15 protein-coding genes and 1 riboswitch are annotated in these 17,077 nt (G+C 39.8%); of the genes, 14 read left to right on the forward strand and 1 reads right to left on the reverse strand.

The genetic code is table 11. From position 1 onward, the window contains the following. Positions 1 to 83 precede the first annotated feature (83 nt). The 13 genes from sufC (at position 84) to A6754_RS22675 (ending at position 14,843) form a co-directional block, all read left to right on the forward strand. Complete coding sequence (gene sufC, locus A6754_RS04785; protein WP_066442764.1) at positions 84 to 869, forward strand: Fe-S cluster assembly ATPase SufC; 786 nt, start codon at positions 84 to 86, stop codon at positions 867 to 869. A gap of 17 nt (positions 870 to 886) precedes the next feature. Further along, positions 887 to 2,197 carry a Fe-S cluster assembly protein SufD gene (gene sufD / locus A6754_RS04790; RefSeq protein ID WP_066442765.1) on the forward strand — a complete coding sequence of 437 codons (1,311 nt, stop codon included), beginning with the start codon at positions 887 to 889 and terminating at the stop codon, positions 2,195 to 2,197. Further along, positions 2,197 to 3,426 carry a cysteine desulfurase gene (locus A6754_RS04795; protein WP_066442766.1) on the forward strand — a complete coding sequence of 410 codons (1,230 nt, stop codon included), beginning with the start codon at positions 2,197 to 2,199 and terminating at the stop codon, positions 3,424 to 3,426. The genes sufD and A6754_RS04795 overlap by 1 nt, the downstream gene beginning before the upstream one ends. After that, positions 3,416 to 3,847 (forward strand): Fe-S cluster assembly sulfur transfer protein SufU, encoded by a 432-nt coding sequence (gene sufU / locus A6754_RS04800; RefSeq protein ID WP_066442767.1) that lies wholly within the window; start codon positions 3,416 to 3,418, stop codon positions 3,845 to 3,847. Before A6754_RS04795 ends, sufU begins: the two co-directional genes overlap by 11 nt. 71 nt (positions 3,848 to 3,918) lie before the next feature. After that, the gene (gene sufB / locus A6754_RS04805; protein ID WP_066442768.1) at positions 3,919 to 5,316 is read left to right on the forward strand and encodes a Fe-S cluster assembly protein SufB; all 1,398 of its coding nucleotides are present in this window, start codon (positions 3,919 to 3,921) and stop codon (positions 5,314 to 5,316) included. Between the two features lie 291 nt (positions 5,317 to 5,607). Then, a complete protein-coding gene (locus A6754_RS04810; RefSeq protein WP_066442769.1) occupies positions 5,608 to 5,976 on the forward strand; it encodes an ArsR/SmtB family transcription factor in 369 nt (122 codons plus the stop codon). Then, complete coding sequence (locus A6754_RS04815) at positions 5,969 to 8,095, forward strand: heavy metal translocating P-type ATPase (RefSeq protein ID WP_156495698.1); 2,127 nt, start codon at positions 5,969 to 5,971, stop codon at positions 8,093 to 8,095. Before A6754_RS04810 ends, A6754_RS04815 begins: the two co-directional genes overlap by 8 nt. A gap of 186 nt (positions 8,096 to 8,281) precedes the next feature. After that, positions 8,282 to 9,127, forward strand: a complete 846-nt coding sequence (locus A6754_RS04820) for a DUF72 domain-containing protein (protein ID WP_066442770.1) — start codon at positions 8,282 to 8,284, stop codon at positions 9,125 to 9,127. Between the two features lie 93 nt (positions 9,128 to 9,220). Further along, on the forward strand, positions 9,221 to 9,523 hold the full coding sequence (locus A6754_RS04825) for a YunC family protein (protein ID WP_066442771.1): 303 nt from the start codon (positions 9,221 to 9,223) through the stop codon (positions 9,521 to 9,523). Positions 9,524 to 9,801: 278 nt separating this feature from the next. After that, entirely contained in the window at positions 9,802 to 10,893 is a 1,092-nt protein-coding gene (locus A6754_RS04830) for an HD-GYP domain-containing protein (protein WP_066442772.1), read from the forward strand. A gap of 84 nt (positions 10,894 to 10,977) precedes the next feature. Then, a riboswitch (Lysine riboswitch) is annotated at positions 10,978 to 11,199 on the forward strand. Between the two features lie 117 nt (positions 11,200 to 11,316). After that, a complete protein-coding gene (locus A6754_RS04835; RefSeq protein WP_066442773.1) occupies positions 11,317 to 12,891 on the forward strand; it encodes a Na+/H+ antiporter NhaC family protein in 1,575 nt (524 codons plus the stop codon). A 333-nt stretch (positions 12,892 to 13,224) separates the two neighbouring features. After that, positions 13,225 to 14,736 (forward strand): sodium-dependent transporter, encoded by a 1,512-nt coding sequence (locus A6754_RS04840; protein ID WP_066442774.1) that lies wholly within the window; start codon positions 13,225 to 13,227, stop codon positions 14,734 to 14,736. Next, complete coding sequence (locus A6754_RS22675) at positions 14,736 to 14,843, forward strand: MetS family NSS transporter small subunit (RefSeq protein ID WP_151574298.1); 108 nt, start codon at positions 14,736 to 14,738, stop codon at positions 14,841 to 14,843. The genes A6754_RS04840 and A6754_RS22675 overlap by 1 nt, the downstream gene beginning before the upstream one ends. Positions 14,844 to 14,946: 103 nt before the next feature. Here the strand turns inward: A6754_RS22675 and A6754_RS04845 are convergent, their stop codons facing one another. Next, positions 14,947 to 15,873: a M23 family metallopeptidase gene (locus tag A6754_RS04845; RefSeq protein ID WP_257299086.1), complete on the reverse strand. Its 927-nt coding sequence runs from the start codon at positions 15,871 to 15,873 to the stop codon at positions 14,947 to 14,949. 254 nt (positions 15,874 to 16,127) lie between these two features. Here A6754_RS04845 and lipA point away from each other — a divergent pair, with 254 nt between their 5' ends. Beyond that, positions 16,128 to 17,045 carry a lipoyl synthase gene (gene lipA / locus A6754_RS04850; protein ID WP_066442775.1) on the forward strand — a complete coding sequence of 306 codons (918 nt, stop codon included), beginning with the start codon at positions 16,128 to 16,130 and terminating at the stop codon, positions 17,043 to 17,045. Positions 17,046 to 17,077: the final 32 nt, after the last annotated feature.

Consider the following 17,077-nt stretch of genomic DNA (forward strand, 5'->3'; position numbering starts at 1 on the left):
TGAGAATAAAATGAGAATTAAACTAAGAGGTTTGCGGCAAAGCCGATTTATACAAATCTTTCATAATTGACGGAGGTATTATTATGGCAGCATCAACTTTAACAATTAAAGACCTTCATGTTGAAATTGAAGGCAAAGAGATATTAAAAGGTGTTAATCTTGAAGTTAAAGGCGGAGAGATTCACGCAATCATGGGACCAAACGGAACAGGGAAATCAACATTATCCTCTGCGATTATGGGTCACCCGAAATATGAAGTTACATCTGGCAGCATCGTAATGGATGGTGAAGATGTGTTAGAAATGGAAGTAGATGAGCGTGCTCAAGCAGGTCTATTCCTTGCTATGCAATATCCAAGCGAGATTAGCGGTGTAACAAATGCTGACTTCTTGCGTTCTGCAATGAACAGCCGCCGCGGTGAAGGCAATGAAATTTCATTAATGAAGTTTATCCGTCAAATGGATAGCAAAATGGAATTTTTAGAAATGGACGTTGACATGGCACAGCGTTACCTAAATGAAGGATTCTCTGGCGGAGAGAAAAAACGTAACGAAATCCTTCAATTAATGATGCTTGAACCAAAAATTGCAATCCTTGATGAAATTGATTCTGGATTAGATATCGATGCATTAAAAGTTGTTTCAAAAGGAATCAATGAAATGCGCGGCGAAGAGTTTGGCTGCTTAATTATTACTCACTATCAGCGTCTTCTTAACTACATTACGCCTGACCATGTACACGTAATGATGCAAGGCCGCATTGTAAAATCCGGTGGCCCTGAGCTGGCACAGCGTTTAGAGGCAGAAGGATATGACTGGATTAAAAAGGAACTTGGCATCGAAGACGAAACAGTTGGGCAAGAAGCGTAACAGTTAGGAGGATCACTATGTCAACTGAAATCAAATTACCATTTGACAAGGAGTATGTAAGCTCCTTTTCAAAAGATATGGGCGAACCGGCTTGGCTGACTGAACTTCGTACTACAGCTCTTGCTGATGCGGAAAACCTGCCAATGCCCAAGCCTGATAAAACAAAAATAGATAAATGGAATTTTACGCAATTTACAAAACATCTTGTAGCAAGTGAAGATTATACCTCTTTAAACGAGCTGCCTGAGGATGTTAGAAGCTTGATTAATTTAGAGGCACAAGAACAAAGCCTTTATATTCAGCGTAATAACAGACCGACATATCTTTCAGTAACGAAAGAGATGCAGGAAAAAGGTGTTATTTTTACAGATATCTTTACAGCTGCAAGAAAGCATGGCGACCTGCTGCAGAAGTACTTTATGACAGATGCAGTGAAAGTGAACGAGCATAAGCTGACTGCTTTACACGCAGCATTGCTAAACGGCGGAGCGTTCTTATATATTCCGAAAAATGTTGAGATCACTGAGCCAATCCAAGCTGTTTATATTCATGATGACAAGGAAGCAAACTTGTTCAACCATGTTTTAATCGTAGCCGATGACAATAGCTCAGTTACGTATGTTGAAAACTACGTATCGACTGTTGCTGAAGCAGATGGAATCTTTAATATTGTGACAGAGGTAATTGCTGGCGCAAATGCAAAGGTTCAATATGGAGCAGTGGATACACTTGCTAAAGGCACAACCGTTTATGTTAATCGCCGCGGAAAAGCGGGCAGAGATGCACGTATTGAATGGGCGCTAGGATTAATGAATGACGGGAATACTATTTCTGAAAATATCACGAACCTGATCGGTGACGGTTCGTTTGGTGATACGAAGTCAGTAGTCGTTGGACGCGGTGAACAAACACAAAACTTTACTACAAGTATTGTTCACTTTGGGAAAAATTCCGAAGGCTATATCTTAAAGCATGGAGTTATGAAAGATTCTGCAACTTCCATCTTTAATGGCATCGGAAAAATTGAGCATGGTGCATCTAAGTCAAATGCAGAACAGGAATCCAGAGTTCTTATGCTGAGTGAAAAAGCACGCGGGGATGCAAACCCGATCCTGCTTATTGATGAAGATGATGTTACAGCTGGTCATGCTGCATCAGTTGGCCGTGTGGATCCGCTTCAGCTTTATTATTTAATGAGCCGCGGTATTTCACAGACAGAAGCAGAGCGACTTGTAATCCATGGCTTCTTGGCACCTGTTGTTAATGCCCTTCCAATTGAAGGAGTTAAAGCGCAATTAACAGAGGTAATTGAAAGGAAAGTAAAATAATGAATATAATGGACATTCGCCAAATGTTTCCGATCCTGCATCAGGAGGTTAACGGCAGTCCGTTAGTCTATTTGGACAGTGCGGCAACGTCACAAAAGCCGATTCAGGTTATTGAAGCGATTGACAGCTATTATCGACAATATAACTCCAATGTTCATAGAGGTGTTCATACCCTAGGGACAAAGGCGACTGATGGCTATGAAGGTGCACGTGAAAAAGTCCGTAAGTTCATCAATGCAAAATCAACTGAAGAAGTGATCTTTACCCGAGGAACTACTACTTCTCTGAATACAGTAGCTGCAAGCTATGCCCGTGCAAATCTGCAGGAGGGTGATGAAATTGTCATCTCCTATATGGAGCATCACAGTAATATCATTCCGTGGCAGCAGGTTGCAAAAGCAACAGGAGCAATACTAAAATATCTGCCGCTTCAAGAAGATGGAACGATTTCTCTTGAAGATGTGAAGAATACAGTTACAGACCAGACAAAGATTGTATCAATTATGCATGTATCCAATGTTCTTGGTGTCATTAACCCGATTAAAGAAATTGCACAGATTGCTCATCAGCATGGAGCTGTAATGGTTGTAGATGGGGCGCAAAGTGCACCGCATATGAAGGTTGATGTCCAAGATCTGGACTGCGACTTTTTCGCCATGTCAGGCCACAAAATGTGCGGGCCAACAGGTATCGGTATTTTATACGGGAAGAAGCAGCTTTTGGAAAACATGGAGCCAATTGAATTTGGCGGTGAGATGATTGACTTTGTTGGTTTACAGGAATCAACTTGGAAAGAGCTTCCTTGGAAGTTTGAAGGCGGAACTCCTATCATTGCAGGTGCAATTGGTCTGGGAGCAGCGATCGACTTTTTAGAGGAAATTGGACGTGACAACATCGAGGCGCATGAGCATAAGCTTGCTGCGTATGCGATGGAGCAGATGTCTGCTATAGAAGGCATGACCATCTTTGGACCAAAAGATGCTTCGAAAAAAGCAGGTGTTGTTACCTTTAACATTGATGAAGTTCATCCTCACGATGTGGCAACGGTACTGGATGCTGATGGAATTGCTGTCAGAGCCGGACATCATTGTGCACAGCCGCTTATGAAATGGCTGAAGGTATCATCAACTGCCCGGGCAAGCTTCTATCTGTATAATTCAGAGGAAGATATTGATCGGCTCGTTCAAGGGCTTGTCAAAACAAAGGAGTATTTTAGCGATGTCTTTTAATAACTTAGATACCCTTTACCGTCAAGTCATTATGGATCATTATAAAAACCCGCGCAATAAAGGGATTTTAGAAGATGACAGTTTAACCATTCATATGAATAACCCAACTTGCGGAGACAGAATTCAATTGACAATGAAAGTGGAAGACGGCATCGTAGCAGACGCAAAGTTTGACGGTGAAGGCTGCTCCATTTCAATGTCCTCTGCTTCTATGATGACTCAGGCTATAAAGGGAAAAACCTTTGAAGATGCGGTTAAGTTATCGAAGATCTTTTCTGATATGATGCAAGGCAAGGATTATGACGATGAGATTGATCTTGGTGATATTGAAGCACTGCAAGGAGTTTCTAAATTCCCTGCCCGAATTAAATGTGCTACCTTGCCATGGAAGGCAATGGAAAAGGGTATTAATGAATCATAACCATAAAACAATTTTGGGATAAAATATAGCCAAAGGATGATTCCTGAGGCAAAGAATGGAGGAATACGACGATGGCAAAAAAGATGCCTGACATTGGCGATTACAAGTACGGATTTGCCGATAAAGACGTTTCCATTTTCCGATCAAAACGCGGTTTAACAAAAGAGATTGTTGAAGAAATTTCAAAAATGAAGGAAGAGCCTCAATGGATGCTGGACTTCCGCTTAAAATCATTAGAGCACTTCTACAACATGCCAATGCCGCAATGGGGCGGAGATTTAGCGTCATTAAATTTTGATGAAATCACTTATTATGTAAAACCTTCTGAAAAGACTGAGCGTTCTTGGGATGAAGTTCCAGATGAAATCAAGCAAACATTTGATAAGCTTGGAATTCCTGAAGCAGAGCAGAAGTATTTAGCAGGTGTATCTGCTCAATACGAATCAGAGGTTGTTTACCATAACATGCAGGAAGATCTTGAAGCAATGGGGATCGTATTTAAAGATACAGACTCTGCACTTCGTGAAAACGAAGAGATCTTCAAAGAGCACTGGGCAAAGGTTATTCCGCCAACAGATAATAAGTTTGCGGCCTTAAACTCTGCTGTATGGTCAGGCGGTTCTTTCATCTATGTTCCAAAAGGGATCAAAGTTGAAACACCACTGCAAGCATACTTCCGTATTAACTCTGAGAACATGGGGCAATTCGAACGTACGCTGATCATCGTTGATGAAGGCGCACATGTGCACTATGTAGAAGGCTGTACAGCTCCTGTTTATACAACAAACTCACTTCATAGTGCGGTTGTAGAAATCATCATTAAAAAGGATGCATATTGCCGTTATACAACAATCCAAAACTGGGCAAACAATGTTTATAACCTTGTTACTAAGCGTGCAGTTTGTGACGCAAACGCAACAATGGAATGGATCGATGGAAATATCGGTTCTAAATTAACAATGAAATACCCAGCTGTTATTTTAAAAGGAGAAGGCGCGCGCGGAATGACTCTTTCCATTGCATTAGCAGGTAAAGGTCAGCACCAGGACGCAGGTGCAAAAATGATTCACCTTGCACCAAACACGTCTTCAACAATCGTTTCGAAATCCATCTCTAAACAAGGCGGAAAAGTAACATACCGCGGAATCGTTCAATTTGGACGCAAAGCAGATGGAGCACGTGCAAACATTGAGTGTGATACGTTAATCATGGATAATCAATCAACATCTGATACCATTCCATATAACGAAATCTTAAATGATAACATCTCACTTGAGCACGAAGCGAAAGTTTCTAAAGTATCTGAAGAGCAGCTGTTCTACCTAATGAGCCGCGGAATCTCTGAAGAAGAAGCAACAGAAATGATCGTAATGGGCTTCATTGAACCATTTACAAAAGAACTTCCAATGGAATATGCAGTAGAAATGAACCGTCTTATCAAGTTTGAGATGGAAGGTTCTATTGGATAATCCTGCAGATAAAAGACGAACCTTCGTGGTTCGTCTTTTTTTAATCCATTTGTTGAGTTTGGCGAATAAATAGGTGATCTTGGCGAAAATATGAATTTAACGGCGAATATATTTTTTTTACGGCGAATAACCTGTTTAAATCATCATCCCGCTTCCTTTTAGAGGAAGTACTTTTTGTGTATTAGACTAGATCTTAAAAGATCTATCAATTATTCAAACAATCATTTGACCATTAGAATAATCTTGCATATACTAATAATCAAATGAATGTTTGAATGAGGAGGGGATATTTTGAAACACGATGATATTTGCGAAGTGAGCTGTGTGGATGAGGTAAAAGTAAATCGAGTGAAAAATTCTATCCAGCAGAAGGATACAATGTCAGTGGCACAAATATTTAAAGCTCTCTCTGATGACACAAGGATTAGAATCGCTTTTGCATTATGTGAAGAAGATGAACTATGTGTATGTGATGTTGCTAATATTGTTGGCAGCACAATGGCTACTGCGTCTCACCATTTACGTCATCTTAAAAATCTTGGTCTGGCAAAGTATCAGAAACGAGGTAAACTCGTGTATTATTCCTTGGATGACGAGCATGTCAGACAATTGATTCAAATAGCCTTTGCACATCAGCAGGAGGGAAAGCTTCATGAATAACTCCGAATTGCAGAAAAGTGTTTACCGCGTTCAAGGCTTCACCTGAGCAGGCTGTGCGACAAAGTTCGAAAAGAACGTCAAACACCTGGATGGTGTTTCTAATGCAAATGTTAATTTTGGTGCATCTAAGCTTACTGTTTATGGTGAGACAACGATTGAAGAACTCGAAAAAGCAGGAGCCTTTGAAAACTTAAAACTGTATCCTGAAAAGCAAAAAGTTGAAGAGAAAAAGATTCCATTTTTCCAAAAACATGGGACAGTCATTGCATCGCTTATATTCCTGTTAATAGGCTGGTTGGCTGCAGAAATATCAGGTGAAAATAGCATGGTTTCTATACTGGCATATGCCAGTTCTATTTTAGTGGGCGGTTATCGGCTCTTTAAAACAGGAGTTATGAATTTATTCCGTTTAGAGTTTGATATGAAAACTTTAATGACCATTGCAGTTATTGGTGCTGCTGTTATTGGTGAATGGGGTGAGGGTGCAACAGTTGTTATCTTGTTTGCGATCAGTGAAGCCCTTGAAACATACTCCATGGATAAAGCACGCCAATCAATACGATCATTGATGGACATTGCTCCTAAAGAAGCTTTAATCAGAAGAGGAAATGAAGAACGCTTTATTAATGTAGATGATATTCAAGTTGACGATATTATGATCGTTAAACCTGGGCAAAAAATAGCAATGGACGGAATCGTTTTAAAAGGAGTATCAACAGTCAATCAAGCAGCTATTACGGGTGAATCAGTACCTGTTTCAAAATCAATTGAAGATGAAGTTTTCGCAGGAACGTTAAATGAAGAGGGCCTGCTAGAGGTAAGAGTTACAAAACTTGTGGATGATACAACCATTGCAAAGATCATACAATTAGTTGAAGAAGCTCAGGCAGAACGGGCACCATCACAGGCATTTGTAGATCGCTTTGCCAGGTACTATACCCCAATCATCATGCTGGTTGCACTTGCCGCAGCTGTTGTACCTCCTTTATTCTTCGATGGAGATTGGGAGAAATGGATTTACCAGGGATTAGCTGTTTTAGTAGTCGGCTGTCCATGTGCCCTTGTTATTTCCACACCCGTATCCATTGTAACGGCAATTGGGAATGCAGCACGTAATGGTGTTCTGATCAAAGGCGGCATTCATCTTGAAGAAATGGGAGGAATTAAAGCAATTGCCTTCGATAAAACAGGGACCTTAACAAAAGGAGTTCCTGTGGTAACGGATTACCTTCCAAATACAGATATTGATTCTGATGAACTGCTGACTATTGTTGCAGCTTTGGAAAATGGTTCACAGCATCCGCTGGCTTCTGCCATTATAAAAAAAGCTGATGAAGAAGATTTAAAATACAAAAGTATATCGATTGAAAAATTCTTATCAATAACAGGAAAAGGAGTTACAGGCTCAATACATGGCATAACCTATTATGTCGGCAGTCCAAGTCTATTTGAAGAAATATTAGAAAATGGATTATCAAATGAGCAGAAGGAAACGATCTCGCAGCTTCAAGAGCAGGGCAAAACGGTCATGGCTGCCGGAACATCTTCTAAAGTTTTAGGGCTGATTGCTGTTGCTGATGAATTAAGAACAAATAGTAAAGAGGTTATTCAAAAGTTACATTCATTAGGAATTCAAAAGACCATTATGCTGACAGGAGATAATGCTGGCACTGCAAATGCAATCGGCCAACAGGCAGGTGTTTCGGATCTAAAGGCAGATTTGCTGCCGCAGGATAAATTAACGTTTATTAAAGGTCTGCGAAGCGAATATGGCCGAGTGGCTATGGTTGGGGATGGTGTCAATGATGCTCCCGCTTTAGCAGCCTCTACAGTTGGTATTGCAATGGGCGGTGCTGGAACAGATACGGCTTTGGAAACAGCTGACATTGCATTAATGGCGGATGATCTTGAAAAACTGCCTTTTGCAGTTAAGTTGAGCAGAAGAACATTAACCATTATTAAACAAAATATTATATTTTCCTTAGGTATTAAACTATTGGCTTTGCTGCTGGTTGTACCAGGCTGGCTTACACTGTGGATTGCGATATTTGCAGATATGGGTGCAACATTAATTGTTACATTGAATGGGTTAAGGCTGCTGAGGGTGAAGGATAAATAGATTTGAGGTTCGCTATCTAGGGAAACTCTGTATGAACTGAATTAAAAGCATGAAACTGACGGCCATGCTTACCAGTAATAAATGTGCTATAAATGGATTATGAACTATAAAGCTCTATATCTTGCATTTTGCGTAAAATACACCAAATTGGGATATATTCATTATAAATAGAGAGGGGGATATTCGATGATCACTATAGGTGTAACTGGGTGGGGAGATCATGATCAATTATATACTGGCAATGTAGCTGCACGCGATAAGCTGAAGGAATATAGCGCCCATTTTCCAGTCGTAGAAGTTGATTCAGCGTTTTACGCTGTTCAGCCTGTACGAAATGCGAAAAGGTGGACAGAGGATACCCCAGATGGTTTTCAGTTTGTTGTCAAAGCGTACCAGGGGATGACAGGGCATGAACGAGGTAAGATTCCCTTTGAAAGCAAGGAAGAAATGTTTTCAGCATTTAAAGAATCACTTCAGCCTTATATAGATCGTAATAAACTGGCGATGGTTCTTTTTCAATTCCCACCATGGTTTGATTGCCAAAAAAAGAATGTAGACTATCTGCGATGGTGCAAGGCACAGATGGGAGATATCCCATGTGCACTGGAGTTCCGTCATCAGTCATGGTTTAAGGAACACTTTAGGGAGAAGACGTTGCAATTTATAAAGGATGAAGATTGGATTCATACAATATGTGATGAACCGCAGGCAGGAGAAGGATCGATCCCGATCGTACTCGCAGCCCCTCGATCTGATAAGCTTCTTGTTCGTTTTCACGGCCGTAATGTCCATGGCTGGCAAAAGAAAAATCATGACAATTGGCGTGAGGTGCGTTATTTGTATAACTATAATAAAGAAGAGCTTGCACAATGGGCTGAGTATATTCGAACACTAGAACAGAAGTGTGAGCAAATTTATGTATTGTTTAATAATAACTCCGGCGGAGATGCTGCTGACAATGCTAAACAGTTCATTGATATGCTTGGCATTGAATATAGCTGCTTAGCACCAAGACAGCTCGATTTATTTTAGTGGCTTTTAAGCAGCCTTCATAAGAGATTTCCCAGGTTCTACACTTTTTTTCTTGTACCATCATATGGTGTAAGGAAAGGAGTGGGGCAAGATATGATGAATTTAAGTCCTATAGAGATTGATGGCCATACATTCTTAAGTGTATCGGTGGAACTTCCTAAAACAAATCTACTTGTAGTTACAAATGATAAAGGATATATCATGTGCGGAGCATTAGATGTGGCACTTCTAAATGAAAAGCTAAAAGATCGAAAAGTGATTGCAGGAAGAGCTGTTGGTGTAAAAACGATAGAACAATTAATTGAAGCGCCGCTTGAATCTGTCACATTTGAAGCTGAAACACTTGGAATTAAGAAAGGCATGACAGGCAGAGACGCTCTTTTAAAAATGATATAAATAATATTTAGAAGCTGAGATTGCTATATGCAGTCTCAGCTTTTTTAGCAGGCTATATACTGATAATTAAGAATCAATCTCCATGCGAAGAGAAAAACAGATAATTTATAAATTTTCTTTTGCTAGCTGCTGGAGGAATGATAATATATGATTAAGACTAAATTCCTGCTTTGGAATGCTCAAACTTGAATAATATGGGCAAACATGTAAAATATTGATGATATAAGCGAAAAGTAGAATTAGAATGGATAACTTATAGATGAAAAAGAGGTTTTTTCATGAGATTAGTGTCAACAAAATCTGCCAAAATTGGCAGTATACTAGGGAAATCCATATATAATGATAAAGGCAAAATCCTTTTAAATAGAGGAGTAAAGCTTGACGGAAGAATGTTATCCAGGCTGCAGAAAATGGGGATTACATATATATATGTAGTGGACGAGAGAATGAAGGATATTGTTTATAAATCCACATTGCCGGAAAAATTGCGCCGAGAAGCAATTCTTACGATTGAAGATACGTTTCGGCAATCAGCAAATGACCAGAATTTAGATAAATCCTTCGTTATAGATAAGGCGTCAAAAAGTTTCTCCAAGCTGATCAGCACGCTCTTGGATGAGATAAAAGGAGATCAAAACCTCATTTCAATAATGTCTGACGTGTATACATATGATCATTATATTTTCTCTCATTCTTTAAATGTTACACTTTATTCCTTAGCGATTGGTTTACAGCTTAACTTCTCCCAAAAGGATTTAGAACTACTGGGTATGGGGGCGATATTGCATGATGTTGGGAAAATGCAGATACCTGAGAACATACTGTTAAAGCCCGGCAGATTAACGGAGGAAGAGTTTCTTCAAATCAAGAAGCATGCTGAAGCAGGGTTCGACTTATTACGTGGAGTACATAGTGTCTCATTAATCGTGGCTCATTGCGCCTATCAGCATCATGAGCGTTTGAATGGAAGCGGATATCCACGAGGTATTTCTGGAGAAGACATCCATCCCTTTGCCAAAATTATCGCTGTCGCAGATGTTTTTGATGCAGTCACATCTAATCGGATTTATCGTCAAGCTATGCTTCCGCATGAAGGTATGGAAATCTTATATGCAGGGTCTGGCACATTATTCGATGCAAAACTGATTGAAAGCTTTCGGCAATCTGTTGCTTTATATCCAGTCGGGATGACTGTTGAGTTAAACGATGGAAGAAAAGGTGTTGTGATTCATCAAAATGTAGGAATGTGCGATCGCCCTATTGTGCGGATTCTTGAAGAGAGCGGTTTAAGGGTTGAGGCCTATGAACTAGATTTAAAGCAAGACTTATCAATCATGATAAGCGGCTGTGATACAACATGGCAGAACTAGTGTTTATGGAGGAAAAGACCTCCATTGTCGAATGCTTATTATTTTGATATAATTATTCTAATTGAATATGAACCTTATCATATCCGATGGGGTAGAGGTGCAATATTCATTAGTAAGCTGTTTGAGGATGACAACAAAGAGAGCAGCTGAAAGGGAATACTGCCGAAGTGGATAGCTGATGTCATCGGCTATTTCGCTGGGGTTACCTTTAAGAGAGGTAACACTGTCATTGCAAGATTAGAAGAGTCTTTGCAGTTTTTATTGCATTCTTTTCGTTGACCCTTGCAATGGGGAGCTACAGATCGTAATGGAGAAGAATAGATTATCAAGAGTGATGATAGAGATTCTCTGCCATTGCTCTTTTTATTTTGTGCTCTTTTGCTATGCCTCTGCCGAATTGATTTCTAGGAGGATTAAAATATAATGGAAAATACAATATTTTCTCTGCTTCCGCCGCTTGTTGCAATACTTCTTGTTATTTTAACGAGAAGAGTGCTGCTTTCGCTAGGAGTAGGGATTATTACAGCAACAATTATACTTGCTGAAATGGACTTTCTTGAAGCTGGATCTATATTATGGGAAACCGTAAAAGGAATTTTTATTGATGGTGGAAGCATTAATACATGGAATATGTATATAGTTTTATTCCTATTGATATTAGGGGTTATTACAGCATTCATCTCTATATCTGGAGGAAGCAGGGCTTTTGGTGAATGGGCAATGAAACGGGTAAAAACCCGGGCAGGTGCACAAATGATCGGTGCCATACTAGGGGTAATTATCTTTATAGATGATTATTTTAATGCACTTGCAGTTGGTCAGATTTCACGGCCGATTACGGATCGGCAAAAGGTTTCAAGAGCAAAGCTTGCTTATTTAATTGATTCGACATCTGCTCCTGTCTGTGTTGTATCACCTGTTTCAAGCTGGGGGGCGTATATTATTGCTTTAATCGGTACCATTCTTGCATCTCATAATTTAACGGACTATACAGCCTTTTCGGTATTTTTGCAGATGATTCCTATGAATTTATATGTGTGGACAACGCTGGCCATCGTTTTTATCGTAGCGATCAAAGGATTTGAGATCGGGCCAATGAAAAAGCATGAGATTCGGGCTGTAAGAGATAATCAGGTAATGGACCCTGAGAAGCCTGCACCTGGAAAATTAGAAGAAGATTTACCGGTTAGTACAAAAGGAACAGTTGGCGATTTAGTCTGGCCCATTATCGCCCTAGTAGCAGGTACCGTTGGGGCAATGATCTGGACTGGTTATCAGGCTGTAAAGGGAAATGCGACCATTTTAACGATATTTGAGAATACAGATGTCTCTAAATCTCTTGTACTCGGTGGTGTATTTGGATTAATTGTGACATTGCTGTTCTTTACAAGACAAGTAACCGTAAAAAAAGGAATTGAAGGCTCGATTGTTTTCAGAGGAATGTGGAGCGGTATCAAATCCATGCTCCCGGCTATTTATATTCTTCTATTTGCCTGGGGAATTGTTGATTTAATTGGTCAGCTGGAAACAGGTGCCTACCTGGCTGGACTTGTTGAAAATTCAAATATGGAGATATCCTTTTTGCCTTTCCTTCTATTTATCATTGCGGGAGTAATGGCGTTCAGTACAGGAACTTCATGGGGCTCTTTTGGAATATTACTTCCGATTGCAGGTGATATTGCTGCAGCAACAGATATAAACCTGCTGCTGCCTGCAATGGCAGCTGTACTAGCTGGAGCTGTTTTTGGCGATCATTGTTCTCCTATATCAGATACAACGATTCTTTCGTCAACAGGAGCAGGATGCAATCATATCGACCATGTTCTTACACAGCTGCCATATGCCTTAATATCAGCAGCAATATCGGGTGTCGGATTCCTAGTCCTTGGTTTTACAGACAGTACGATCTTAAGTTTGGCCACCATTGCTCTATTACTGATTGTATTTACTTTTGTCGGCTCTTGGAAATTCAAGTTAGACATGACACAGATGAAATAATCATGATCATGAGTCTTCTCGTCTATAGCGGGAGGGCTCTTCTTTTTTATTGTATTTTTAAAATTTTCTGAAATATACAGAAAGAAATTCTCTTATATGCATACATATAGATTGAGAGGAGGAGGGACTGGGACTGCCGGGAATAAGAGAAGGTGAGCGCAATTGCTTTTCTAGTAACGAAAAATAAATAAATATTATGTCCCAAATAATGTTTTGACAGTGGTAGTAAAAGTATATATACTAAATTTATATTAAATTAAATAGTCTGAAAATATAAAAATTTCCAACTTGCGGAAAATTTAATACGGGCTATTGTAGGGGGTATAATAGACTATGGAAAATCGTCCTCAGTGGGGTACGAGAGCTGGATTCATTTTGGCGGCTGTAGGTTCAGCTGTTGGTTTGGGAAATATCTGGCGATTCCCGACAGTAGCATATGACAATGGAGGAGGAGCATTTTTTATTCCTTATTTATTTGCTCTTCTAACCGCTGGGATTCCTTTATTGATTATGGAATTCACCATCGGTCAGAAATATCGCGGCTCTGCTCCTTTATCGTATGCGAGAATGAATAAAAAGTATGAATGGCTTGGCTGGTGGCAGGTTGCTATCTCATTTGTTATTGCCACATATTATGCAGTTATCATCGCTTGGGCCATGTCTTATGCACTTTTCTCATTGAATTTAAAATGGGGAGATGATCCAACATCATTCCTGGTTGGAGAATATCTTCAAGTTGCAAATCCAGGCGAATTTGGCGGAATGGTTCCAGGAGTGCTTATACCACTAATAATCGTATGGGTTATTACACTCGGTATCCTATTCAAAGGTGTTAAGAAAGGGATCGAAGCAGCAAACAGAATTTTTATTCCTGCACTAATTATTTTATTCTTATTTATCGTTGTCAGAGCTATAACATTAGATGGAGCAGCAGCTGGATTAGAAGCCTTCTTTACACCTGACTGGAGTCAGATTGCCAGTCCGACTGTATGGGTAGCGGCTTATGGTCAAATCTTTTTCAGCTTATCAATTGCTTTTGCCATCATGATTACGTATTCAAGCTATCTTCCTAGAAAGACTGACATTACAAACAATGCCTTTATAACAGGATTTGCAAACTCCAGTGTTGAGCTATTAGCCGGAATTGGGGTGTTTGCAGCATTAGGATTTATGGCTGCGCAATCTGGCGTGGATGTAAGTGAGGTTGTTTCTAGTGGAGTTGGCCTGGCATTTATGGTATTTCCACAAATTATTAGTGAAATGCCTGCACTTAGCGGAGCGTTTGGAGCAGCATTCTTTATCTGCTTAACGCTTGCTGGTTTAACATCCTTAATGTCGATTGTTGAAACATTTGTTGCTGGTATTGAAGATAAGTTTAAAGTTTCCCGTACAAAAGCTGTATTGGTAGGCGGCGGCTTAGCAGCTTTAGTTTCACTCGTTTTTGCTACACGAGGCGGACTAAACTTCTTAGATGCAGCTGACTATTTTATCAATAACTTTGGAGTTGCATTAGCTGGTTTGGTTGAGGTTATTATCGTTGTATGGGTAATGAGAGAATTATCAAACCTTCAAAAACATGCAAACAGCATGTCTGATATTCAATTAGGCGGCTGGTGGAAACTATGCTTAGGTTTTATTACACCAATCGTCCTTGGTTACATGATGATTCAAAACATTTACACAAACATTAAAGAGAACTATGAAGGCTACCCTACAGGATTCTTAATCTGGTCTGGATGGGCTGTTGCCGTATTGGCTATTATTCTTGGGTTCGTCTTTATGGCTCTTAAGTGGAATAAAGGAACAGAGCTTGATGTTCCAGAAAACAAGGAGGTATCTCAATAATGTCTGGTGTATCCATTACAGTAATGATCATTGGGATGCTTATTATCTGGGGAGGACTTGCTGCAAGTATAGGCAATGCCATTTCCAAAGCAAAGAAAAGTAAATAAAGTAAATAGGGGAGAGTCAATTGGCCATGCTGCGGCAATTGACTCTCCTTTTTTGTGTGAAATTAGAACAGCTCCTGTCTTAGACTGGATGCTGATAATAACTTTATTTCCTTTTCCTTTCCTGCCGTTCCCATAGCTTTAAGTGTGGATATGGGTCATAGGACCATTCTGATATACCGTTGTCTTTGTACATTCCATAATGCAGATGTGGAGGGAATTTCCCTGATGTTCCAGGAGGTCCATATCCAGAGCTTCCGACACCGCCAATCATCATGCCGGGTTCAACAATCTGTCCAACTTTAAGATCCTTTGCAAAGCCGCTTAAATGAGCATAGTAGTGATAGTTATTGTTGATGTCACGAATGCCCACACGCCATCCGCCATACTTGTTCCAGCCTTTCATTTCCACAATTCCATAGGAAGTGGCTCTGACTGGGACACCGTATCCAGCAAAGATATCTGTTCCTTCATGTATTCTGCGTCCGCCCCATCCGCGTGCATCGCCCCAAGTATTTCGATAGCTGTATGTGCTGTTAAGAGGGACTGGAAAGGCATGCTCATCTAAATTTAGACGCCCGTAATGCTTATAAATATCTGCTTTCCCAATTATAATTCTGACTGCTTTATCTCTTTTATAGTAATTCCATAAGCCAATTTTTAAATTATCATGATCTGTTCCATATGCAAGAAGAAGCTTAGCGAAAGAAAATAGAACATCTTCATCGCTCTTTAGACTCGCTTTCCCATCTCCATCCCCATCTGTGCCTAATCCGTTAAATAAGGCTATCGTTTTAGGATTCTCATCTTGTTTATTTGGATTTAAAACGCCCGTCCATTGTTCCTCTTTAAAGTATATACCAGTCAAACCTTCTGCCTTAGGAATATCCCGGCGAGCTTGACGAACATTTCTTTCATATTGATCAATGGCCGCTAAATAGTACCACGGTATGTTTGTCACAGCTTCCGTTCGTGTATAAAGCTCCATCCTTTTAACGTATTCATTTTCATTTGATTCAGCAAATACATTCAGTTGAAATGCAGCAAAACATAAGACAGTATAAAGAATAATGTTAAAAAGACGCACATTGAACCTCCTTTCACTTTTTCTTTCCTAGTTAGTTTATGAAAAAAGACAAAAACAATAGATCATAAATTTTGGTAATGAAAAAACTGTACTACTTGTCCTTGATGGATGCATATGATACAGTGACAAGTGAAAGAGTATTTTGACATTACATATTGAAAATTGCGGATTTAGTAATTTCTCAGGATGGAGTGAGTGTTTTGAGCAAAAAGGAAGAGTATTTGCGCAAGCCTGAATGGCTTAAAATAAAGTTGAACACGAATGAAAATTACACTGGTCTTAAAAAAATGATGCGGGAAAACAGCTTGCACACAGTTTGTGAGGAAGCAAAATGTCCGAATATTCACGAATGCTGGGCAGTCAGAAGAACGGCTACATTTATGATTTTAGGATCTGTATGTACGCGCGCCTGCCGCTTTTGCGCTGTGAAAACAGGTTTGCCAACTGAACTGGATCTTCAAGAGCCAGAAAGAGTAGCTGATTCAGTTGCCCTGATGAATTTAAAACATGCTGTTATTACAATGGTAGCCAGAGATGATCAAAAGGATGGCGGAGCAGCTGTTTTGGCAGAAACCATAAGAGCGATCCGCAGGAAAAGCCCTTTTACCACTGTGGAAGTATTGCCTTCTGATCTTGGCGGCGCAACCGAGAATTTAAAACTTGTAATGGATGCTAAGCCGGATATTTTGAACCATAATATTGAAACGGTTGAAAGATTAACTCCAAGAGTCCGTGCTCGTGCGAAATATCAACGTTCTTTGGATTTTCTAAAGCAAGCCAAAGAAATGCAGCCTGAAATTCCTACCAAGTCCAGCTTAATGATTGGTTTAGGAGAAACAAAAGAGGAAATCATTGCGACAATGGATGATTTAAGAGCACATGATGTTGATATTATGACAATTGGACAGTATTTACAGCCATCTAAAAAACATCTGAAAGTTCTTAAGTATTATTCACCAGAAGAGTTCAATGAATTAAAGGAAATTGCAATGGAAAAAGGATTCAGCCATTGTGAAGCGGGTCCACTTGTCCGTTCTTCCTACCATGCTGACGAACAAGTTAATGCTGCTGCAAAACAAAGACAAGCTATGGGTGATAAGCAGGTTCAACAAGCATAATATTAAAGAAAATCAAGAGGCAGGCAGCCTCT

It is taken from the genome of Cytobacillus gottheilii, assembly GCF_001636345.1.
Lineage (GTDB): Bacteria > Bacillota > Bacilli > Bacillales > Cytobacillaceae > Cytobacillus > Cytobacillus gottheilii.